Consider the following 22,978-nt stretch of genomic DNA (forward strand, 5'->3'; position numbering starts at 1 on the left):
CTGGTGTACATCAGGCCAATACAGACAATAATATCGTGCCGACATCGAGCAACCCGCCCATAACCTCCGCCAAATTGCTGCTGGACAGCGAGTATCGCCTGGTATCCATCGGTGATGCCCAGGGGTTGCTGACACCACCGCCCCAATGCAATCAACCGTTATCTGACTACTGGGACGATTTTGATACCTGGCTGACGCTGTACCAGGCGGTCGATCCGGATCGCAATAACTTCCAGACCTGCATTCCCGGCGCCATGGCCAGTCTGACGCCGATGGGGGAGCATCAACTGCTGCATATCTGGAAACACCTCGATGTCCTGCAAAGCAGCCTGTCGCTGCTGCAGTTCAATGCTCTGGTGTTCGATGCAGACAAGACACTGGTGTATGCCAACACCGCTGCCCAGACGTTCCTCACATCGCTCGGCCTTCACGATTGGGAAACCCTACTGCCGGAGCGCTGGCAACGGGACTTTTCGGACTGGCTGACACAGCATACCGCCTTCAATCTGGAGCGTGAAATACAGGGCATGTGTCTTCGCTGGGAGATCACCAGCGACCCAAATCAACAGTTCTTGGTGATGGTGTGCCACCCGATGGAGGAGCGTGAAAATTACCGTCGCATTCTGGAGTACTCTGTAGACGGCATCTACCAGACTGACGCTCAGGGCGCTGTCATTTACGCCAACCACTCCCTGGCCCAACTGTTTCTTTACGAATCGCCCGATGACATGAAAGAGCAGGTCCGTCGTGCCGCACACGATATTTATGTGCATCCGCAAGACCGGGTACGCTTTCTGGAAACCCTGGCCAGAAAAAGCGAGGTATCCGGTTTTGAATGCCAGATGAAGCGCAAGAATGGTGAGCGAGTCTGGGTGCGCCAGAACGCACGGCGCGTCGCCAATGAAGAGGGTGAACTGGTCCATATTATCGGCACCATCGCTGACATTTCCGAACTGAAGCGCTCGGAAGAAGCGCGCCGAAACGCCGAAAGCGATTACGAAGATCTGTTCAACACCGCCCAGGCCGGGTTGTACCAGTCGACCATTGGCGGCACCTTTATTCGGGTTAACCATTTGTTCGCCCGCACCCTGGGCTGCGCCTCGCGCGAAGAGTGCCTGGCTTATTACGATGACATCACGCAAAAACTGTACGACACCCCGCGCCAACGGTTAAGACTGTTATCGATGTTGCAACGCGACAGGACGGTGGTAAACGAACGCGCACGCATGGTTCGTCGCGATGGCAAACCCATCTGGGTATTGATGAACGCCCAGTACGTCACAGAGCGTCACAGCGGCCGGGAAATCATTCAGGGGTCTATCATCGACATCACCGAGCAGGTGGATGCCGAAACCGAAATCCGCTACCTGGCCGAACACGATACCCTGACTCAGTTGCCCAACCGCAGCCAATTTCAAAGACAGCTGCAACAAACCTACGAACACTGGCAAGTGCACCATCACCATGAGTTTACGGTCATCTTCCTCGACCTCGACCATTTCAAAGACATCAACGACACCCTGGGACATTTGGTCGGCGATGCGCTGCTGGTTGAGCTGGCGCAACGCTTGCAGCAACCACTGAACGCACCTTGTAAAACGTTTCGGCTGGGTGGAGACGAGTTTGCCGTGCTCGTGGACGGCGCTCTGTCGGAAACCGAACTCGACATTCTCTGCGTGCAAATCGGTGATCGGGTCAGCCGGGAATTTCGAAATCGGGATACCACCCTGAAAGTCACCGCCAGCATGGGCGTTGTTCTTTGCCATCAACTGGATGCCGACCGTTCACACGCCGTGGTTGAAGATGTGATGAGTGCGGCCGATCTGGCCCTGTATCGCTGCAAGCGAACCGGTCGCGCCGGGTACCGGATGTATGAACACCGGATGCGCGTCGATTTGCAAGCCGAGAAATCCATGGAACATGAGTTGGCCCTGGCACTGAGAGCCAACCAGTTAACGCTCCATTTTCAGCCCGTTTTCGATGCCAGCACTCGACGCATCATCGGCGCCGAGGCTCTGATTCGCTGGCCAACGAAAGACGGTTACATCAGTCCGGCTCAGTTTATTCCGCTGGCGGAACGGTCCGGTCTGATCGCCGATATTGATGTCTGGGTACTCAAACAGATTCTCGATCATTGCGACCAGCTCACTCAACAACATCCCGATCTGGTGTTGAGTTTTAACCTCTCGGCACACCACTTTAACAATCACACCTTTACCGACGTTATTCAGCCGCTGTTACCCCGCATCAAACGAGTCGGGCCACAACTGGCTTTGGAACTGACCGAACGCGTGATGTTTGAACGCACAGAAGGCGTCATCGCCTCGCTGCAATCGTTGCGTCATTTCGGGGTTCATATTTCGCTGGACGATTTCGGTACCGGCTTTTCATCGCTGAGCTATCTGACGCAGTTTCCAATCGACAAAATCAAGATCGACCAGAGCTTCATCAAAACCATGCACAGCAACACGACCGCGCGTGCGGTCGTTCAGGCTGCAGCGCAGATCGGCAAGACGCTGCAGCTGGTCGTCAACGCCGAAGGCGTTGAAACCGAAGAACAATTCACCGTGGTACAGCAACTGGGCATCGATGAAGTGCAGGGTTTCCTGCTTGCCAGACCGATGCCGTTTGCAGACTTTTTAACTTTGCTGGATTCGTAGCTACCGGCGGTAACCATACTGGTCTGCGTTTTACCCCAATGCGAGCCAAACCCCAACAACCAGCATCAGGGTTCCGGCAATCCGATTGATCAGCCGAACGTTCTGACCCCGCGACAGCACCACGCTCAATGACTTACCGCCACCGGCGTACATCAGTAAAGCCACCCATTCGATCAGCAACATTATGGCCACCAGCGCAGCCAGTTGTGGCGCCAGGGGTTTGCTGTCATCAAGAAACGGGGGCAACAAGACCATGGTAAATGCCCACCCCTTGGGGTTGGCAACCGCAGTGACAAAGCCCTGCAACGCCAGTTGAGTGCGGCTGGCACCGGTGTGGGCAGAATCGCCGGTTTCCGGTATCGCGAGCTTGCCGCGCGACTGCCACATCTGCAGGCCCAGCCACATAAGGTAGAGACCACCGGCCCACTTGAACAGGGTAAACACCAGCGGGGCGCTGAGCATAATCGCCGCCACGCCAATCACTGCGAGCACACTGACCAGGCCCACGCCGATCAGCTCGCCGATCATCATCCACAAGGTGCGTTTGATGCCGATGGTGATACCCAGGCTCATCGACAAGGTCATGCACATACCCGGGGTCAGTGACACCAGTGCGAAGGTCGGGATGAAAGCAGCCAGTAAAGCCGTGTTGATCATGATGTGGGTGACTCCTCAGACAACCCGGGTTTGGAACTGATCCAGAAAACCAGTCCGGTCGCGATAACAGCCAGCACTGCGCAGCCAATAAAAACGCCATCATAGCCTCCCCACTGAGCAATAACGCCACCGAGGCCAGCGCCAGCAAGGCTGCCAATCTTAATCGAGTTGGAATACAGCGTCGATGCCATGCCCAACCGGTCTTTCATCAGGGTTTGGAAAATACTGATACCAATACCCGCCGACAGTCCGATCAGCCCTGCGTTGAACACCTGCATGACCAGCAACATATTGAAGCTGTCGAACCACCACACGCCTGCATAAAAAATGACCCCGCAAACAGCCGCAACTTTCAGCGGTGCGAACAAATGCCAGCGCCAGGCCTGGGCTCCACCAAAAATCATGATGGGAATTTCCAGACCCGCCGCCAGGCCCATTAGCAAACCCGGTGCAACGGTCATCAAATCCAGTACATCCCGAACATACAATGGCATGTACACGATATACATGGAGTTGGCAGCGAAAATGGCAATGGTTACCAGCATTAGCCCCACTACGCGAGGATCGGTTACCGACCCCTTGCTGGTCGATCCCGACAATCGGGTATCTTTCATACCGGGCAGCATCAGCAACGACAGAAGAAATACCGAGGCCGTGATCATCATCAGCATGCGAAAGCCAAGCCGGTCAAATAACAAATAGGCCAGCGGCGGACCGGCAATCCAACTCATCGATATGGTCGCACGCAACACCGACTGAAACAGCGCAGCTTGCTCATCGTTCACTTGCTCGCGCGCCAGTGCAAACAGTTGCGGCTGAGCGGTCGACGACAAGCCAAACCAGATCATACCGACAACCAGCAACAGCGGGTACCAGTCAACCACACCCAGACCCACCGATCCAAGCATCGAGACGAAGATCGACACGTAGAGTATTTTCATCCGGCTCATCCCGGCATCGGATCGTTTCGCCAACCATTGGCTGACACCAATGCCTGCCATCGTATTAGCCGCAAAGAAAACCCCAATCCACAGCGGCTCAATGCCCAGATTAATCGCCAGATGCGTACTCAATACCGGAAACACAGAGGCACCTGCCGTGCCTAACAAAAGACACAAGGCCAGCAGCCGCAAGACCATTGGTTGTAACCAAAACGCTCTATTCAATTTAACTCTCGTTCTCTCAAAGTACTGTGGTTGCTCTGTAGCTGCCATGAGTCGTGGAGGGCACTGGATGTCACTATTGAGGGTCGCCGTAAACCCATCCATGGGGGCTAGACCGCATGATATGAATCCCATCCTTGGGATTCACCCTTCGGGCTCGCTGCGCTCATGCAAAAACGCTCCTGGCGTTTTTGTCCATGTTGCGCACTACCCTCAATAGTGACACCCGGCACCCTCCACTGGATCAATGGCTACTATCGAACTGCAATTCTTTTAGCTCGTTCTTTACGACAAAAAACGGGCCTGGCATTCCACCAGACCCGTTTACTTGTTCGAAACACATCTTACTGACCGAAACGCTCGGGACCCGCAGGCTTATTATCCAGTACAGCGTCAATCCGTTCCATAACGGCTGCGTCCAGTTTATCGGTCGCATCCAGAGCTTTCAGATTGTCTTCCAACTGACTCAACCGGGAAGCACCCAGAATAACCGTGCTGACGTTCGGGTTTTTCAGGCACCAGGCCAGCGACAAATGGGTCAGGCTCACACCCAGTTCATCGGCAATAGGCTTGAGGTGGCGCACTTTTTCCAGTCGCGCTTTGCCCGCGTCGCTGAGAAAACTGTCTTTCAGCCATTCATAGCCGGGCAGGTTGATGCGGCTGTCGTCGGGGATACCATCCAGATACTTGCCAGTCAGAATGCCAGACGCCAGTGGTGACCAGATGGTGGTGCCAAGACCGTACTGCTCGTAAATCGGCTGGTAGTCACCTTCGACCTTGTCGCGATTGAACATGTTGTACTGCGGCTGTTCCATGATCGGCGGTGTCAGATGTTCCTGACGGGCAATGGCGTGGGCTTCAGTAATCTGCTGCGCACTCCACTCCGACGTACCCCAATAGACAATCTTACCCTGCATGACCAATTGATGCATGGCACGCACCGTTTCTTCAATGGGGGTATCCACGTCAGGGCGGTGGCAGAAGAACAGATCGAGGTAATCAACTTTCAGACGGCGCAGTGCCGCATCACAGGCATCCCGAACGTGCTTAGCCGACAAACCGAGTTGAGTCGGTTTGTCGCCGCCCCAAAATACCTTCGATGACACCGCAAAGGTATCGCGTGGCAAGCCCAGTGCATCGATGGCATCACCCATGATTTTTTCCGATTCGCCGGCTTCATACCCTTCCGCGTTATCGAAAAAATTCACACCACCATCGTAGGCAGTTTTCAACAGGGTTTTGGCATCGTTCAAATCAACTTGCTTGCCAAAGGTAACCCAGGACCCTAACGACAGGGCCGATACTTTCAGGCCGGAACGGCCAAGACGACGATATTCCATGGTGACTCCTATACGACTCAAGGTCGTTTTAAAAAGTGATTGATTGCTCTTTTTGCAAAAAATTGTGACTTCCAAACAAGACGTTCGCTCCAGCACGAAGGGCGGTGGAGGAGTTTCATGGAGCAGCGGGCAGGACGCCCGCGCCCCTGTCAGCGACACAGGGATGTGTCTCTGACAGGGGCGGAATGAAGCTCACCCTCAGCCCGAACGACAGGCAAAACAACAACGCCGAACGTCGGACCCATGGCACCAGGTACCGCCCTACCACGGCAGCAAATGCGTACCCTTGTCGGTGAAACCATCCCAGAAGGTTTCCAGGCGGGCGCGATCCTCTGCTGACAGTCGCTGACCGGTAGCGCCCAGGTTGGCGTCCAGTTGTGACGGGGAACGAATGCCCGGAATTACGCTGGAGACTTCATCGTAGCTGAGCAAGTAGGCCAGGGATTGTTGCGCCAAATTGCGTTCTGCTGTCGGTAACCAGGCCAGTTGTTCAACCAGGGAGGCGCGCTGCTCGACATCCGCCTGGCTCCAGCGTTTGCGCACGCCATCGAATACAGTTTGGGCATTGTATTTGCCACCGAGCCAGCCGCTGTCGAGCGGTACCTTGGTGATAACACCAACGTCGTTGGCGCGTACCTGATCAAACGCCAGGCGCACATCCTGATGCAATACGTTGAACAACAGCTCCAGTACCTGGGCATCGGTGGTTTCCAGTGTTTCGCGTACTTCAAAGGCGTAGTCGGTGCTGGCCCCATAAAACCGTACCTTGCCTTCGGTCTGCGCTTTTTTCATCGCTTCCCAGATCGGGTGCTGACCGTTCAGCACTTCCAGCGGTGGGCTGTGCACCAGCACCACATCCAGATAATCCGTTTTCAACCGTTCCAGCGACCCGTGCAGACTCTCCTGAAACGCCTCCGCACTGTAATCGGTGCCGCCTTCCGGTTTGTGTCCAAATTTACTGACCAGCACCACATCCTGGCGCACACCCCGAAGCGTCTCACCCAGCAAACGTTCGCTGTTGGTTTGTGCGTAATTCGGCGCGGTATCGAACAGATTGCAGCCCCGGTCGAGGGCTTCAGCAACCAGCGTGTGGGCGGTGGTGTCGTCCATTCCTCCCCACTGGTCATTGTTGCCCAGTTGCCAGGCACCGAAGCCAATATCGGATACCGTCAGTTCGGTTTTACCCAGTCGGCGATACTGCATCAGATTTCTCCCCGTATGTGCTGGCGCACCCGATCGTGATAGAAATGCGACAGATAGGTGTGTAACTCGTTATCGAGTGATGGCAGCGCCGAGACGGCAGCATTGTCGGCAATCTGCTCGGGTCGGCTGGCGCCTGTGATCACGCTGCTGACGCCTTGCTGATCGAGTAACCAGCGCAACGACATCTGCGCCAACGTCATGCCTTCAGGCACCAGGCTTTTCAATTCATTGGCCAGTGCCACGCCTGTTGCGTAGGGCAAACCGGCAAAAGTCTCTCCGACAAAAAAGGCATCGCCGTTCTGATTGAAATTGCGATGATCCTCTTTGGCAAACTCATGATCGGCCGTCATTTTGCCCGACAACAACCCACTGGCCAGTCCAAGCCGAACGATCACACCAACCTCTTTCTGATGCGCCAGTGGCAGAATGGATTCGGCCATGTCCTGGCGCAGCAGATTCACTATTAATTGCAGCGAGGCGACTTCGGTATTGTCGAGGCAATAACGGGCGTCGTCACAGGTTTCAACACTGGCCCCGAACTGCCGGATCAGCCCGGCCTGTTTAAACTCAGCGAGCCATTCAAACACCTCACCGCGCCTTATTTCACTGATCGGAATGCAATGCAGTTGCACCATATCAAGCTGCTCGACTTGCAGCCGCTCACGCGATGCCTCAATGGCCGCTTTCAACCGGTCGCGGCTGTAGCCATCCGGATACAGTTCCGGTGTGCGACCCGCCTTGGTGACAATGATGCGGTCGGTCTCGGGGTGCTTTTGATTGAATTCCCCGATGATCCGTTCACTTTCGCCACCGCCATAAACATCAGCGGTATCCCAAAAGGTAACGCCATTGTCACTGGCCGCCTGCAAGACCGACTCGGCCTGGCCTGCGGGCAGAGCGCCCCAGTCGCCACCCAGTTGCCAGCAACCCAGGCCGATTTCAGAGACGGAATACCCGGTTTTACCGAGTGGTCTGTGTTGAACAATCTGGCTCATAAGAAACTCCTTGAGATCACTTGTACTTGAGTTACAGAGACTCTGGCATGACAAGGCTAACGCTACCGCAGCGATAAGTGTCAGCTGCCGGGTAGGCCTGTCCGGGGAAGTCTGAGGCATGGATGCCGAAGTCTAGGCCCCATGGACGGGTTAACGCCGGCCCCGGACAGGCCTACCCGGCAGCTGACACGGACGCACGGCACATCGGCCAACCCAAACTCCGGACTTATGTTAATTTGGTGCTGAGTATAGTTGCTATCATTCCGATGATAATCCTGCAAAAATTAACCCTATTCGTTAATGAGACTAACCAATGGATCGTTTTGCCGAGATTGAGGCCTTTCTTGCTGTCTGTGATGCCGGGAGTTTTACCCGGGCGGCGGAAAAACTGTCGATATCGCGCGGGCGCATCAGTCAGCGCGTTGCCGAGCTGGAAGCGCGGCTTGGGGTAACCTTGCTGCATCGCACTACGCGCAGTGTCTCGCTGACGCCGGAAGGCGACCATTTTCGACTGCGCACTCAGTCGAGCCTGAATCAGATCGATGCCGCCGAGCACAGCCTGAAGATGATGGCCGATCGACTGTCGGGACCGGTACGCATCAACTCGGTCGGCGGTATTCTGGGTGAGCACTATCTGGCGCGCATGCTGACCGAAGTGGCTGCTCAACATCCAAAGCTCGAGTTTCAGATCGACTTCAGCAGCGCCCGGGTAGACCCGAACCAGGACCCGGTCGATCTGGTCCTGCGTGGCGGCGATGACCCGGGTAGCGGGATTGCCGCCGAGCGGGTTGGACGACTGCGCTTCATGCTCTGCGCCAGCCCCCGCTACTTGAACCAATATGGATTCCCGCGTCACCCCAGTGATCTGGGAGATTTCAACTGCATCACCGGCACACCCAAATCCTGGCAATTCCGGCGGGGGAATGACCATGAAGTACATCACCCCCACGGCAGTTGGCATGCACCCAGCAGTCAGGCGCAGTTGCTGGCCGCCGAGCAGGGCCTCGGTATTGCCCGGCTATCGAACCTTGTTTTAAGAGAACCCCTGCAACAGGGCCGACTGGTCCAGGTTCTGCCAGACTGGGAGATCGAAAATACCTCGCTCTGGCTGGTCTGGGCGCAGCGCAGTGAATTGCCCAAACGGGTCATGGTCGTGCGTGATCACCTGATTCGTCGCTTTCACAGCTTCGATCTGGGCGCAATTTGATGACCCGGTTCTCATCCGCCAAGCGCATCGCTGGCCGCATGGCGCGGCTGTGATACACTGATCAGGATAAACACGAGGAGTTTACACATGCACCTGCCGCTTCGTTTCAGCTTGCCACTGGCCACTCTGGCCGCACTGGTTATCCATCCCATGGCCTGGGCCGACCCCGGTGCACTGGATCGATTCGAATGTCACAACGACGCCGTTACCGGCGAATACCATTGCCACGGCGACGAAGCACTGGCCGATCTCGGTGGCTTTGCCATTGGTGCTGGGGTGCGATCCTCAGTTTGGGTTTACCCCGAAGAAGGCGAATATGACGCCTTTATCGGCCCTTCCATTGATATTGAAGCTGGCATAGGTGCCTTTGCCTTACAAGGCAGCTACCACTATAAGCAGATCGTGACCGGTGATTCCGATGTCTATCTGGTTGGCTGGGATGTTGGCGCGAAACTGGGTCGTGGTGTTGCCCGTTACGGCACCAAATATTATGGCAGCCTCGGTTATTACGCGGAAAGCGTGCAACAGGACGGCTTTGAAGATACCCGCATCAGTGGTTTTTATGTTGGTGGCGGTGGCGGTTACAACTGGGATGAATTCGGCCTGGATGTTCAGGCCGACTGGCATTTTGGCGATAACTACGAGGAGTTTTTCAACGGGTCAGTCGATGTCCAAACCGTGTCGATTCGCACCGTTCTAAGCTATCGCTTCTGAACCGTCAAAAGTGATCGATCACTGACCAAAGGCGTCGGAGTCAGGCTTCGACGTCAGATTTCTCAGCCAATAGCGCCGACCAATCCGCCACCGGAACACCGCCACCTTACCCAACTCTTCCAACACGGTAACGCCCACCACAGCCCACAGCGGCCACGCCAACGACAAAGCCACCAGCGCCGAGACCGGAACGGCCAATAACCAGAGTGAAATGGTTTCAGTCAGCAAGACGAAACGATTGTCGCCACCGGCTCGAAGAATACCAATAACCGCCAGCATGTTGTGGGTTCGGACCGGCAAGCCAATACAATAAACCAGCCAGACCCCGACTAGCAGGTTGCGAACCGGTTCCTCTACAAAGGCAAATGCAGCAACCACCCAGGGCGTCATCAGTGCCAGCACGGCAGCCAACAGAGCCGAGACCAGGGTGATTTTATTCAGGAAGAAATAGCACAGTGCGTAGGCTTCGTCGAACTCATGCCGACCCAGGTGCTGACCAATCAGAATGGATGCCGCTATGCCAAAACCGATGAACAGGTCGACGATCACATTCTCCAGCGGCGACATCAGACTCATCGCCGCCAGGGGCGTTGCGCCCATATAGGCATACACCAGAAAGAACGCAAAAATACCCGCGCTCCACAGGCCTTCGTTCAGCATCAGTACCCGGCCATAGCGCCAGACTTCCCAGAAACGCTCACCTGACCAGACCCAGATCACTTGCAAGTGACGGCGCAACAAAAACACAAGCAAGGTCAATTCCAGCAATCGCGACAGAACGGAGGCGTAAGCAACACCCGCCAAACCCAGGTTAAAAAGTGGAAAAGGACCGAACAGCACCAGGTAATTCAACCCCGTATTGGTCAGCAATGCCAGGCCACTGGCTAGCATCGGCCAGAGCGTATCTCCGGTGGCACGTTGCACACTGGCGAGTAAAAAACTGAACCCGGAGAGGGCGGCAAAGGGAAAGGTCCAGAACCAGTAGTTCGCTGCGCGGCTCACCACATCGGCATCAGGCGACAACAGACTGGCCATTGGCTGGGTAAACAACAGTGCCATCAACGTGAGTGGCAACATCGCCAGGCCACACCAGGCAAGGCCCGCCCACAGATAACCCAGAACGGCGATTCGATCCGACGCACCCCAATACTGCGCCACCAGCATCGAGACACCGCCACTTAACCCAATGGCAATCAACAGAGCAACGAAGTAAACCTTGCTGATCAGCCCTACTGCAGCCACCGCAGCGGCGCCCAGGGAACTGACCATATAGATGTCGACCACACTCAGTGACGACGTTAGCAGTGCCTGCAGGCTGATGGGCAAGGCCAGGCTCACAATGCGACGATAGGACAGCGCCAGCATCCAACACTCCTTTCTTGCCTGGCTGATATCAGGCTAATGCATACCGCAGGTGCGTGCTCGTCCGTGTTATTGCAGGCAACAGTGCTTGTATTTTTTACCGCTGCCGCAGGGACAGGGGTCGTTACGACCGACTCGGGGGTTCGGCTCAGCCGCTGCCTGGGCGACGGACCCTACCGACATCGCCAGGCGTGAGAACAGATCGGCCGCCTTGGGGAACTGCCCCAGTATTTGATCGGCCAGTTGCTCGGGTCTGAGTGGGGAAGACCGCTGTGCAATGAACTCCCGGGCTTTGTCCGGTGAGGCAAAAAAACTGAGGGCAAAATACAGGCTATCGAGTTCCGAGCGCAATTCTGCCGGAACCAGCGTTAGCCATAAAGGCCGGGCATGAACAAAGCCAGCTTCAAAGCCGAGACTCCAGTCGTTCATTCGGTGGCCGGGTTTGATCTGATTAACCGCATCCATGCCTGCGGTATCCGGTATCGGGTAATCCTGGTTTTCGCAGGCCTGCTCTATGTGGCGCTGTAATGACAATACCGCGTTCAGGGCGTTCGATGCCGGTTCGATGTGTCCGAATAAGGGCAACACATCCCCCAGCCAGTCACTGGCTGAGACCGGCACAGGTGCCTGGCTGATGGCAAAGAAAAAGCCGTTCAAGCCATCGAGACTCGGCGGTACTGGCCCTTCGGCATTTTCCGTAGGCAAGTTAGCCACCACCCAGTCACGGGCATCCTGGTAACTCAGGCTTTTAACATTGAGTGATTCAGTCATGCTTCGCCTGTTTGGAAAAAGCGGTTTGTTGAGCGTCGCTGGCTTCGGTCTGGTAGGTGGCTTTCCACTGCTCGTAAGGCATGCCGTAAACAATGTCACGGGCACTGTCTTTATCGATATCGACACCCTGTTCACTGGCCGCTTCCTGATACCAGCGCGACAGGCAATTACGGCAAAAACCCGCCAGGTTCATCAGATCGATGTTCTGCACGTCGGTGCGTTCTTGCAAATGCTGCACTAAGCGACGAAACGCGGCCGCTTCCAGCTCAGTCCTGGTTGACTCTTTCATGGTGAATACTCCTGAAAAACCGGTGCGACAGGCTGCTATCCACCGGCCCGTTTTACGGTATAGCCTTGCTGGCTTAACTCGGTGACCAGCAGATCACGCTGGTCACCCTGAATCTCAATGACACCGTCTTTAACGGTGCCGCCCGTGCCGCACTTTGCCTTCAACTTTTTGGCCAGTGCTTTTAACTCTTTTTCCGCCAACGGGATACCTCGAATCAGAGTTACCCCTTTACCCTTGCGACCCTTGGTCTCACGACTTATACGTACAATGCCATCGCCATCGGGAATCGCGTTGGCGTTGCTACACTGACAGTGGTCGCGGGGTTGCTGGCAATCCGGGCAGGTCCGCCCCGATTCTGTGCTGTATACCAGAGCCATTGTTGCCTCTTTACTTGGGTCGGTGATGGCTGTCTGCCCAATTCAGTTTGCTCTTTGCCGGGCGACAAGCGGTTCAAATCACGACCCAGTTTACCATAGCTACCGCGGTAAACTCAGGCGGTCGTTGAGCTCTCATCGGCTATCTGACGCAGTGCCTGAACAAACACCTCGGCCGGCTGACCGCCGGTAATGGCGTATTTGCCATTGACGATAAAGGTCGGCACCGAGCTCACACCCATCTGCTGATAATGCCCTTCTTCTGATCGCACCGCCTGCTCAAACTGATCTGATGCGAGCACAGTGGCTGCACTGTCCCGGTCCAGTCCGGCCTTGTCGACGGCCTGTAACAACACCTCGGTGTCGTTTACATCGGTTCGATCGGTAAAATAGGCTTCGAACAAGGCGAGTTTCAACGCCGTTTGCTGCTCAGTTTCTTTCGCCCAGTGCAACAGACGGTGGCAGTTAAAGGTATTCTGGGTACGCATGTCATCGGTGAAATTAAAGGTAAAACCCACCTGGCTGCCGGCGTCGGTTATGCGCTTGCGGTTCTCTTCACTCTGCTCATAACTCATGCCATATTTGGTCATGATGTGCTCGCGCCAGTTTTCGCCCTCGGCTGGCGCGTCCGGTCGCAGTTCAAAGGCATGCCAGGCCAAATCCGCTTCAATCTCACCTTCCAGTGATGCCAGTGCCTGCTCCAGATTCTTGTAACCAATGACACACCAGGGGCAGGCCACATCGGAGACCACATCAATACTCACGCTTTTCATAACCACCTCTTACGTTCTGCTTTCAGTTCAACGCCGTTTACCATTTACCATGCCGGGGATCAGGCCCAGTGTTCAATCAGGGTTTTAGCCAGTCGGTGACCACTGCGCCAGGCACCTTCAAGGCGATCACCCTGGGTCCAGTCACCGGCCAATCCGATCGCCAGATTGGCATCAAACGCCTGCTCTATAACGGTTTCCGCCCCTGACCGGGCATATAGCCAGCGGTGCTTGAAACGGTCACTGACTGGCGGCAACTCCGACTGACCCAACCGGCGCAAAGCCGCCAGGCATTGCTGTTCGAGCAAGCTATCCGAGGCATCCAGATGATTGGCCGACCACTGAGCGGTGAAATGCGCGACCCAGGTTTCAGGGTCTGCAACGCGACCGGGCTTGCTGCTGTCCCGTGCCAGCCAGTTAACAACGCCGGTTTTAACAAAGGCGGCGTCGGTTTCAATCCCGGTGGGTTCGCTGAAAGTAATGGCCAGAGCCCAACAGGGCACCATGGCTGACGTGCCGCGCAGCGGCACTTCAAGGCTCGAACCCGGCGGCAATAACGCCAGCGATTGTGCCAGTGGTGCTGTCAACAAGACCGCGTCGAACTGGCCATACTGCTCGCCCTGGTCATCCCACAGGCGCCACTGTTTGCCCACTCGCTCCAACCGATCGACCCGGGTCTTTACAAACAGGTCTAGCCCCTCGCTCATGCCTTGAACCATGGCATTCATGGTTGGCACACCGACGTAACGCAGTTGCTCATCCGGTGACGATTGCACACCGTCCTGATCCAGAACCGCCGGCGTAACGGACCAGGGGGCAGCCCAACCGCTGGCAAGCCACTGGTCAACTTCCTGCTGAAATTCAGGATCACGCACCGTGAAATACTGGGCGCCATGGTCTGCTTGCCAGCCATCGCGGCGGCGTGTTGCCAACCGGCCACCCCGGCCGCGACTTTTCTCAAAGACCTGGCACCGGTGTCCGGCTTGCTCGAGCTCACGTGCCAACGTCATGCCCGACAATCCGGCACCCACGACTGCAAACACTGCCATGATGAGACTCCTGACTAAATTACTGTTGTGTTAGAAACGTACGGGAATTGGCTGGTAAACGGTTCCGGACAATCCGGCGACTGTTAAGGGTCACAGATATCCGAATTTCCAACCTTCCACTGAACTTTGAATACTCACTATGGGGGCCACCCGGACCAACCGCAAACCGGTTAACAAAAGAAAATGGTCGTTTCCCATCGTCATGCACAGGGCACTGTGACCTGGTCAAATGCGTTACACTGTATCCTACACGGCAATGCTGTCGCCGGATCACCTTTTAATTGAACCCTTTGACCCAACCTTTACGCCACTTACTGCCTAACCGACGGGTCAAAGCGATAGACCTTTACCGAGTATCAGAGACCGCCATGAGTATCGATCAACGAGCCACTGTCACTATTCCCCTGGGCGAAGCCTCGGTGCCCACCCGCTTCGTCAGTTTCAATGACCTCAGTGACAACAAGGAACACCTGGCCATTCTGTATGGTAACCCGGAACAGCATGACACTCCGCTCGTGCGCCTGCACAGCGAGTGCCTGACCGGTGATGTGTTTGGATCGCAGCGTTGCGACTGCGGAGAACAACTGCACGAAGCCCAGCGTCTGCTCGCCGATCAGGGTGGCGTTTTACTGTACTTGAGACAGGAAGGGCGTGGCATCGGCCTTTACAATAAACTCGATGCCTACGCCCTTCAGGATCAGGGAATCGATACCTACACGGCCAATGAAATGCTGGGTTTCGCGCACGATATGCGCGATTTTAAACCGGCTGCAGAAATGTTGCTGGCACTCGGTATCAAGCGCATTCGGTTGTTGTCGAACAATCCGCACAAAGCCAGTCAGCTACAAGACTTCGGTATTGAAGTCGTCGACCGACAAGACACCGGTGTCTATGTAAATCAGCACAATGCAGCCTATCTCAAAGCCAAGGTTGATCAGCAGGCTCACAGCATTCTTCTCGACCAGGCCAGAAAACCGGCGTCCAGCGACCAGTAACAAGTTGTGCATAACCCTGGTATAACGGTTGAATGAACTGGGTATTGATTGTGGATGATAAATTCGGAACTTACTAAAGACCCTTTAATAGTAGCGTTTAGTCGACAAAACCCTGGGGATATCTCTGTGTGTTACCTTTGTGTATAACACCTTGGTGCCTGACCGTTTTTCCTGTTGAACTTATTTCACGCCATTACCGTACCCCCTGGGACTCCTTTAGTGAGGGTACAACGCCATGCCACGGTCACCGGATAAACAGAACCTTCCCGAGAAAACCTGTCAGGTGTGCCAGCGACCATTTAGATGGCGTAAAAAGTGGGCCGATTGTTGGAATTCCGTCAAATATTGCAGTGAACGTTGCCGAAGATCCCGAAAAACCAGAGCTAATACAGACTAGGCGCTGCTATTTCTGGACCTTGCACCCGCTGCATGCCACCCTGACGGCGTTTGGAACGAGTCAGGATTAGGGCATGCAATATCTCGAAGAATGGTTAACCGCAAGCGATGGTCACGTCATCCCGGTCAAAGTCTGGCGCCCCCGGGTACCCAGTGCAGTGCTGGTCATAGCCCATGGTATGGCCGAACACGCCAGCCGTTATGCTCCTCTGGCTGACTGGCTGAACGACCGTGACATTGCCGTGGTGGCGGTTGAGCATCGTGGCCACAGCGATGACTGCCCCGAGGCCGATCTCGGCCACTACGCCGATCAGGATGGCTGGAACAAGGTTATTACCGATCTGGATCAGGTGGTTGACTACGCCCGCTCGCTGGAACCCGACTCGCCGCTGACACTTTTTGGTCATAGCATGGGCTCATTCATCGCCCAGGTATACGCTCAGCGCTTTGGCGACAAACTGCACGGACTCGTCCTCTGTGCCACCAACCGCATTAACAGGCCGCAGCTCGTGGTCTCTAAACTGCTGGTCGATGCGATCAAGGCAGTAAAGGGCCCACGCCACCTAAGTCCGCTGGTTACCCGTATGACCTTCGGCGCATTCAACAAAGCCTTCCAACCCAACCGCACCAGTCATGACTGGCTGAGCCGCGATAACGACCAGGTTGATGCCTATCTGGACGATGCTTACTGCGGCTTCGACTGCACGGTTCAGCTGTGGAGTGATTTCATCGGCGGACTGCTCACCATCGACCCAAGCCAGTGGCCAAAAGACCTGCCAGTGCACGTTTTGTCCGGCACCATGGATCCGGTCGGTGAATTCGGCAAGGGCATTGGCAAGCACATCGGGGCGATCAAAGCGGCCGGGGTAAACCTGGCGAGCACACGCCTGTTCGACGGTGCCCGCCATGAACTGGTGAATGAAACCAATGCGGCTGAGGTTTGGGAGCATCTGGCAGGGTGTGTGACGACTCGCTGACCGGTAAGAGAGGGCCGACAGTGTTTGACTGCCTGGCCCTTTACTTACCGATGCAGAAACTTGAGAAAATCCGCCCGAGCAGGTCATCAGAGGTGAATTCGCCGGTAATCTCACTAAGCGCATTCTGTGCCTGTCGTAGGTCTTCAGCCAGTAATTCACCCGCAGCAGCGCCCAGTAACTGATCTTCACCGGCGTGAAGAAACGCCTGAGCCTGATACAACGCCTCCAGATGCCGACGCCGTGCAATAAAGCCGCCTTCGCGCGCGCTTTCATACCCCATTAACTGTTTCAGGTGCGCCCGCAGGGCATCAAGCCCGATCTGGTCGCGTGCCGAAAGCCTAACGACCGATTGTGAATTGTCTGTGGATAAACCTGGGGATTCTTCCGTAATATCGATTTTGTTGCGTACCACCGTAATCGCTGCACTGTCAGGCAGCCGATGCACAAAATCGGGCCACAACAACGCCGGTTCCGTCGCGTCGGTTTCGCTGGCATCGACCATGAGCAGGACCCGGTCGGCCTGTTCGATCTCTTGCCAGGCGCGCTCGACACCAATACGTTCAACCGCATCCGGAGTATCCCTCAGACCAGCAGTATCGATGATGTGCAGTGGCATGCCATCAATGTGGATATGTTCGCGCAGAACATCCCGGGTGGTGCCGGCAATATCGGTTACGATGGCCCTGTCGTTTCCGGCCAGGGCGTTTAACAAGCTGCTTTTGCCCGCATTGGGCCGACCCGCGATCACCACCGTCATGCCATCACGCATCAGACTGCCCTGATTGGCGGTCTCGGTGACTCTATTCAACTGCGCGATGATGGCGGCCAGATCGGACTGAACCTTACCATCAGAGAGAAAATCGATTTCTTCTTCGGGAAAGTCAATTGAGGCCTCTACGTAAATACGCAACCGCGTCAGTTGCTCAACCAGACTGTGAATTTCTTTGGAAAAGGCACCTTGTAAGGATCGAACGGCCGACCGTGCCGCTTCGCTGGAAGAGGCATCGATCAAGTCAGCAATGGCTTCAGCCTGGGCCAGGTCCAGTTTGTCATTCAGAAAGGCGCGCTCGGAGAACTCGCCCGGTCGTGCCAGACGGGCACCAAGCGCCATCACCCGCTGCAACAACAAATCGAGAATGACCGGTCCGCCATGCCCCTGGAGCTCAAGCACGTCTTCGCCGGTAAAGGAGTGGGGGTTGGCAAAAAACAGGGCAATGCCTTCATCCAGCGGTTGCTGGTCGGCATCCAGAAAGGGACCGTAATGGGCGTTACGCACCTGAGGGCGGTGCCCCAGAATGGCGATCGCGATATCAGCTGCGCGTAACCCGGAAACCCGGATGATACCAACGCCACCTCGTCCAGGTGGCGTTGCCAGCGCACAGATCGTATCGCGGTCGGACATCAGCTCTCCGATTTGGCTTTGTCGGCTTTCTCGAACTGACGGTTAACAATGTACTGTTGAACGATGGTGGTGACGTTGTTAACAAACCAGTACAGCGTCAGACCAGCCGGGAACCACAGGAACATGAAGGTAAAGATAACCGGCATGAATTTCATCATGCGCGCTTGCATCGGGTCCATACTCGGTTGCTGTTGCATCTGCATTTGCACAAACATGGAAGCGCCCATCAGCAGCGGCAACACAAAGTAAGGGTCCTTGATCGACAAGTCTTCGATCCAGAAGATAAACGGTGACTGACGCAGCTCAACGGCTTCCATCAATACCCAGTACAAAGCAATGAAGATGGGCATCTGCACCAGGATCGGCAAACAACCGCCCATGGGGTTCAGCTTCTCTTTCTTGTACATCTTCATCATTTCCTGGCCCAGACGCTGGCGATCGTCGCCAAACTGCTCACGCAGTTGAGTCATCTTCGGCGCAAACTTGCGCATCTTGGCCATGGAACGGTAGCTGGAAGCGGTCAGAGGGTAGAGCACCATTTTGACGGTCAACGTCATCAGTACAATGGCCCAGCCCCAGTTACCCACCAGACTGTGCATGAACTGAAGCAATTTAAACAGCGGTTGAGCCGCCCACCACAACCAGCCGTAATCGACGGTCAATTCCAGGTGCTCGGCGATGGTGGCTAAATCGTCCTGGTCTTTCGGGCCGACATAGAGCTGTGTGGCCGTCGTTGCCGTGTCTCCCGGCGCAACCGTCAACGCCGGTGACTGAAAGCCGGCGTAGTAGAGGCCGTTTGCCAACTGACGCGCATAGTAGCTGTGTGACTGATCCGTCGCAGGAACCCAGGCTGACAGAAAGTAATGCTGCAGAATGGCGATCCAGCCACCGTTCTGGGTAATGCGGAAAGTTTCGTCTTCCATATCGCCGAAAGAGATTTTGCGATAGCGATCATCCGGTGTCGTAATTGCAGCACCCAGATAGGATGCCATGCCAATCTGGCCACCGGCGCTCGGGTCATCGGAGCGGTCACGTTTAAGCTGGGCAAACAAATTGGTGGTGATTGCCTGACCGGATTCGTTAAGAATCTCGTAACGAATATCGATCAGATAGCTGCCACGCGTCAGCGTGAAAATCTTGTTAACAGTGACGCCGCTGTCAGTCGTGTGCTCCAGGGAGACTTCAATCTGGTCGCTGCCATCTGTCAGTTGGTATTCGCTCTGCTCAACCTGATAGCGGGCACGCTGAGCACTGTCGATGCCATCAGGCCCGACCAGTCCACTCATGGCTGTGTAGGTCCGCTGGCGGTTCTCGAGAATGCTGAATGGGATATCCGGGGTGTCGGCGCGGAAGGGGTATTCGGGTAACGCCGCGTTTATAACATCGCCGCCGGTCAGATCGACGGTGAGATTAAGTACATCGGACCGTATGCTGACCACATCACCAGTGGTCGCTGATGCAGGGGAGCTGCTAACGCCCGCTGCCTGAGGCACTTCACCAGCGGGCGCTGCACTGGCGGTCTCATCCGGGACGTCGGACTGGGGTACTTCCAGGGGAGCCACTTCAGATGAACTGGCTGTCTGCTGGTCAGGCGGTGCACTGGCGTAATCAGACGACCATTGCAGAACCAAGATGTAAGAGACCACGGCCAAACCCGCGATCAGAACAATACGGCGCACATCCATAATCAATTTCCAGTCAGATCATTAACCCTGAACCGAATCCTGACTGTCAAATACACGCAATATCCAACGCAGCATGGGTCGGATGAGAATGGGAGCAGTCTGTGGTTGCCCGGTTCAGGCTGAGGAAGCTACCCGACAGACAATATCCGCCAGCTTCCTGTGTAAAAAGCGCCGAAATGGTACCTGCACAGGGTGTTTATTGCCAGCCAAATACCGGCCGCCGGACAAAAACGATGAATCTGCCTCAGGCGGAGTCTGCCAAGGCCTTGTGCCAGCGACGCGTAAGACGCCTGAGCTGTTTTTCGATCAGATCATGCAACTGCTCATGCGTCAGTAAGCCCAGCTCTTTCCGGCCCATTAAGATGATGTCGAGCGGTGGCCAGTCGGCATAATGCAATCGAAACACTTCGCGAGCACACCGCTTGACGCGGTTTCGCGCGACGGCAGTACGAATATTTTTTTTGGCGAGAATAAAACCAAGACGGGCCGTACCCGATTGTGCCGGGCGAGACAGTAGCAACAACTCGGGACAGGCCGATTTGACAGCTACCTGGTCGAAAACGGCACGAAAATCTCCCGGGGTCAGTAAGCGATGACTGCGGGGATGTCCATAGCCCGGTGCTGATGCAGTACCGGGTATCAAAGCGCTTGCCAAAGAAATGCCGGTTAGACCGTCAGGGCAGCACGACCGCGAGCACGGCGACGGGCCAGAACCTTGCGGCCATTGGCTGTGGCCATACGGGCACGGAAACCGTGGGTGCGCTTACGCTTCAGGACGCTGGGTTGAAAAGTACGTTTCATGGTTGGTCTCACACCGAGTCAGGGGAAGCTGGGCTTCCGTTAGGCATTCGGCCCGTTTCATCGAATGACCGAAGAAATCGAACCTCTAAATTTGGACGGCGGATTCTAATCACTTTGGCAACGTATTTCAATGCCGATTTTTTAATCAGTCTGTGTCCGATGTTTCATTTTTTTTGAGATCGAATGGTTTGGAATGGGTCACTCTGTTTTTGATGTATTACTTAAAGAATGAATTTATGTTTATAGGGTTTTAGGTTAGTTCATTGTTGTTACTTATTAAGCAGAGCAATATCTGTTTAAAACCAAAAAAAACCTTTATAAAACAATGAGTTAAAGAATAAACAACTCTGGGCTTACCTGGGTACCATCTGGGTACGGCCGGTCAACAAGCTGTGTGTAACATGCCTACTTATACACATTAACTTATACACAAAACGGTCCCTATGGTTACACACAGTCTTATGCGCCCGGTTATACACAGCCTTTGCCGACTGAGTATAAAGTCGCAGATTACTCTTGTAATGCCCGTGTGATGCGCTTTAGACGGGTTTTGGATCGGGGTTCCCGCTGTGGCCCTGGCCCGTTGTTTTTGGGGTGACTGCGACTGGCGTGTGGCGTGTGGGCAAGTTAGAATGCGGCTTCTATTTTCGTCGTTATCCGGAGAGTTTGTGCCTGATTCAGCCTGGCAACAGTGTCTTGACCTGCTGCGTGGAGAGGTTCCCTCGCATCAGTTCAATACCTGGATTCGCCCCTTGAGTCACCGTCAGGATGGTGAGGCTCTTGTATTGCTGGCACCTAACCGGTTTGTGGGTAACTGGGTCCGTGACAAGTATTTGCATCGCATTCAGGAGCTTATGAATCAATTCGGATCCGCTGAAGCGCAGGTTCTGGTTGAAGTCAGTGCGCGTGCCGGTCGCCCGGCACGCCCGGCGAGGCGAACGCCAGACATGCAGAGTTTGGCTTCAGCACCTGATGACCGCAGCCGGCAGACAGCCGCCGAAGCATTGGCTGAACCGACTTCCGCTCAGAACGAAAGCCTCCAGCCTAGTCCGGAACCGGCTTCTGTTGTGGCCGAACGGCTGAATAACGATCCAATGCCGGTACAGACCACCGGTTCGCAGCGCGGCAAAGGGAAGTTTCAAAGCTACCTGAATCCAGGATTCAGTTTTGCCTCCTTTGTTGAAGGCAAGTCTAATCAGTTGGCCCTGGCTGCCAGTCAGCAAGTTGCCGATAATGCAGGTGGCGCTTACAACCCACTCTTTATATACGGTGGCGTTGGCCTGGGTAAAACGCACCTGATGCAAGCGATTGGTAATCACATTGTGGATCAAAACCCGGGTGCCAAGGTGGTCTACCTTCATTCCGAACGATTTGTCGCTGACATGGTTAAAGCCTTGCAGCTTAATGCGATGGCAGAATTCAAGCGCTTCTATCGCAGCCTCGATGCATTGTTGATTGATGATATCCAATTCTTTGCCAAAAAAGACCGCTCTCAGGAGGAGTTCTTCCATACCTTCAATGCGTTGCTGGAAGGGAATCAACAGGTGATTCTCACCTGTGACCGCTACCCGAAGGAAATTGAAGGGCTTGAAGACCGGCTGAAAAGTCGTTTTGGCTGGGGCCTGACCGTTGCGGTCGAGCCACCGGATCTGGAAACCCGGGTGGCGATTCTGATGAAAAAAGCGGAGAAACAACGCGTCAAGTTACCCGCAGACGCCGCTTTTTTCATTGCTCAGAGAATACGCTCGAATGTTCGTGAGCTGGAAGGCGCGCTAAAACGAGTCGTCGCCAATTCCCAGTTTACCGGCGCGGCGATTAACACCGCTTTTGTGAAAGAGTCGTTGAAAGACCTCTTGGCGCTGCAGGATAAACAAGTCAGTATTGATAACATTCAGCGCACCGTGGCTGAGTACTACAAAATTAAAATATCGGATTTGCACAGTAAGCGGCGCAGTCGCAGTATTGCACGTCCGCGTCAGGTGGCGATGGCCCTGGCCAAGGAACTGACCCAGCACAGCTTGCCGGAAATCGGGGAAGCTTTTGGCGGGCGTGACCATACAACGGTGTTGCACGCTTGTCGCAAGGTCAAGGAATTGCGCGAAACCACCCTGGACATCAACGAAGATTACAACAACCTGTTACGAACGCTGACCACCTGATTAATGGAT

22 protein-coding genes are annotated in these 22,978 nt (G+C 55.1%); 7 read left to right on the top strand and 15 right to left on the bottom strand.

Translation table 11 applies throughout. From position 1 onward, the window contains the following. The first annotated feature begins 35 nt into the window (after positions 1-35). Positions 36-2,660 (top strand): putative bifunctional diguanylate cyclase/phosphodiesterase, encoded by a 2,625-nt coding sequence (locus G565_RS0107100; protein ID WP_028670302.1) that lies wholly within the window; start codon positions 36-38, stop codon positions 2,658-2,660. A gap of 30 nt (positions 2,661-2,690) precedes the next feature. On the opposite strand, the gene G565_RS0107105 is transcribed toward G565_RS0107100, so the two are convergent. From G565_RS0107105 to G565_RS0107125, 5 genes are all read right to left on the bottom strand, one after another. Next, positions 2,691-3,317, bottom strand: a complete 627-nt coding sequence (locus G565_RS0107105) for a LysE family translocator (RefSeq protein ID WP_028670303.1) — start codon at positions 3,315-3,317, stop codon at positions 2,691-2,693. Next, on the bottom strand, positions 3,314-4,456 hold the full coding sequence (locus tag G565_RS0107110) for a sugar efflux transporter (RefSeq protein WP_028670304.1): 1,143 nt from the start codon (positions 4,454-4,456) through the stop codon (positions 3,314-3,316). The genes G565_RS0107105 and G565_RS0107110 overlap by 4 nt, the downstream gene beginning before the upstream one ends. A gap of 368 nt (positions 4,457-4,824) precedes the next feature. Beyond that, the gene (locus G565_RS0107115) at positions 4,825-5,820 is read right to left on the bottom strand and encodes a potassium channel beta subunit family protein (protein ID WP_028670305.1); all 996 of its coding nucleotides are present in this window, start codon (positions 5,818-5,820) and stop codon (positions 4,825-4,827) included. Between the two features lie 261 nt (positions 5,821-6,081). Next, positions 6,082-7,023, bottom strand: coding sequence for an aldo/keto reductase (locus G565_RS0107120; protein ID WP_028670306.1), 942 nt, complete (start codon positions 7,021-7,023; stop codon positions 6,082-6,084). Next, the gene (locus G565_RS0107125) at positions 7,023-8,018 is read right to left on the bottom strand and encodes an aldo/keto reductase (protein ID WP_028670307.1); all 996 of its coding nucleotides are present in this window, start codon (positions 8,016-8,018) and stop codon (positions 7,023-7,025) included. Before G565_RS0107125 ends, G565_RS0107120 begins: the two co-directional genes overlap by 1 nt. 313 nt (positions 8,019-8,331) lie before the next feature. Here G565_RS0107125 and G565_RS0107130 point away from each other — a divergent pair, with 313 nt between their 5' ends. After that, on the top strand, positions 8,332-9,225 hold the full coding sequence (locus G565_RS0107130; protein ID WP_028670308.1) for a LysR family transcriptional regulator: 894 nt from the start codon (positions 8,332-8,334) through the stop codon (positions 9,223-9,225). An 87-nt stretch (positions 9,226-9,312) separates the two neighbouring features. Further along, positions 9,313-9,939, top strand: a complete 627-nt coding sequence (locus tag G565_RS0107135) for a hypothetical protein (protein WP_028670309.1) — start codon at positions 9,313-9,315, stop codon at positions 9,937-9,939. An 18-nt stretch (positions 9,940-9,957) separates the two neighbouring features. On the opposite strand, the gene G565_RS0107140 is transcribed toward G565_RS0107135, so the two are convergent. From G565_RS0107140 to G565_RS0107165, 6 genes are all read right to left on the bottom strand, one after another. After that, on the bottom strand, positions 9,958-11,304 hold the full coding sequence (locus tag G565_RS0107140; RefSeq protein WP_028670310.1) for an MATE family efflux transporter: 1,347 nt from the start codon (positions 11,302-11,304) through the stop codon (positions 9,958-9,960). 66 nt (positions 11,305-11,370) lie between these two features. Beyond that, positions 11,371-12,072, bottom strand: a complete 702-nt coding sequence (locus G565_RS0107145; RefSeq protein WP_028670311.1) for an SEC-C metal-binding domain-containing protein — start codon at positions 12,070-12,072, stop codon at positions 11,371-11,373. Beyond that, positions 12,065-12,361: a DUF1244 domain-containing protein gene (locus G565_RS0107150; protein WP_028670312.1), complete on the bottom strand. Its 297-nt coding sequence runs from the start codon at positions 12,359-12,361 to the stop codon at positions 12,065-12,067. The genes G565_RS0107145 and G565_RS0107150 overlap by 8 nt, the downstream gene beginning before the upstream one ends. A 35-nt stretch (positions 12,362-12,396) precedes the next feature. Then, positions 12,397-12,765, bottom strand: coding sequence for a translation initiation factor Sui1 (locus G565_RS0107155; protein ID WP_028670313.1), 369 nt, complete (start codon positions 12,763-12,765; stop codon positions 12,397-12,399). Between the two features lie 86 nt (positions 12,766-12,851). Continuing rightward, positions 12,852-13,508, bottom strand: coding sequence for a DsbA family oxidoreductase (locus G565_RS0107160; protein ID WP_028670314.1), 657 nt, complete (start codon positions 13,506-13,508; stop codon positions 12,852-12,854). Positions 13,509-13,567: 59 nt separating this feature from the next. Then, a complete protein-coding gene (locus G565_RS0107165) occupies positions 13,568-14,554 on the bottom strand; it encodes an NAD(P)/FAD-dependent oxidoreductase (RefSeq protein ID WP_028670315.1) in 987 nt (328 codons plus the stop codon). Between the two features lie 368 nt (positions 14,555-14,922). Here G565_RS0107165 and ribA point away from each other — a divergent pair, with 368 nt between their 5' ends. The 3 genes from ribA to G565_RS0107175 all read left to right on the top strand — a co-directional run bounded on the left by ribA (position 14,923) and on the right by G565_RS0107175 (position 16,922). Beyond that, on the top strand, positions 14,923-15,549 hold the full coding sequence (gene ribA / locus G565_RS0107170; RefSeq protein ID WP_028670316.1) for a GTP cyclohydrolase II: 627 nt from the start codon (positions 14,923-14,925) through the stop codon (positions 15,547-15,549). Positions 15,550-15,784: 235 nt separating this feature from the next. Then, positions 15,785-15,946, top strand: a complete 162-nt coding sequence (locus tag G565_RS26320; RefSeq protein WP_084649266.1) for a DUF2256 domain-containing protein — start codon at positions 15,785-15,787, stop codon at positions 15,944-15,946. A 73-nt stretch (positions 15,947-16,019) separates the two neighbouring features. Next, positions 16,020-16,922: an alpha/beta fold hydrolase gene (locus G565_RS0107175; RefSeq protein WP_028670317.1), complete on the top strand. Its 903-nt coding sequence runs from the start codon at positions 16,020-16,022 to the stop codon at positions 16,920-16,922. 40 nt (positions 16,923-16,962) lie between these two features. On the opposite strand, the gene mnmE is transcribed toward G565_RS0107175, so the two are convergent. The 4 genes from mnmE to rpmH all read right to left on the bottom strand — a co-directional run bounded on the left by mnmE (position 16,963) and on the right by rpmH (position 20,810). Then, positions 16,963-18,324 (bottom strand): tRNA uridine-5-carboxymethylaminomethyl(34) synthesis GTPase MnmE, encoded by a 1,362-nt coding sequence (gene mnmE, locus G565_RS0107180; RefSeq protein ID WP_028670318.1) that lies wholly within the window; start codon positions 18,322-18,324, stop codon positions 16,963-16,965. Further along, the gene (gene yidC / locus G565_RS0107185; protein ID WP_028670319.1) at positions 18,324-20,009 is read right to left on the bottom strand and encodes a membrane protein insertase YidC; all 1,686 of its coding nucleotides are present in this window, start codon (positions 20,007-20,009) and stop codon (positions 18,324-18,326) included. The genes mnmE and yidC overlap by 1 nt, the downstream gene beginning before the upstream one ends. Positions 20,010-20,253: 244 nt before the next feature. Further along, a complete protein-coding gene (rnpA, locus tag G565_RS0107190; protein ID WP_245584148.1) occupies positions 20,254-20,664 on the bottom strand; it encodes a ribonuclease P protein component in 411 nt (136 codons plus the stop codon). Between the two features lie 11 nt (positions 20,665-20,675). Continuing rightward, entirely contained in the window at positions 20,676-20,810 is a 135-nt protein-coding gene (gene rpmH, locus G565_RS0107195; RefSeq protein ID WP_028670321.1) for a 50S ribosomal protein L34, read from the bottom strand. A gap of 632 nt (positions 20,811-21,442) precedes the next feature. Between rpmH and dnaA the strand changes: the two genes are divergently transcribed. Continuing rightward, positions 21,443-22,969, top strand: a complete 1,527-nt coding sequence (gene dnaA / locus G565_RS0107200; RefSeq protein WP_051207529.1) for a chromosomal replication initiator protein DnaA — start codon at positions 21,443-21,445, stop codon at positions 22,967-22,969. The last annotated feature ends 9 nt before the right edge of the window (positions 22,970-22,978 follow it).

The organism is Saccharospirillum impatiens DSM 12546 (genome assembly GCF_000423605.1).
GTDB lineage: Bacteria > Pseudomonadota > Gammaproteobacteria > Pseudomonadales > Natronospirillaceae > Saccharospirillum > Saccharospirillum impatiens.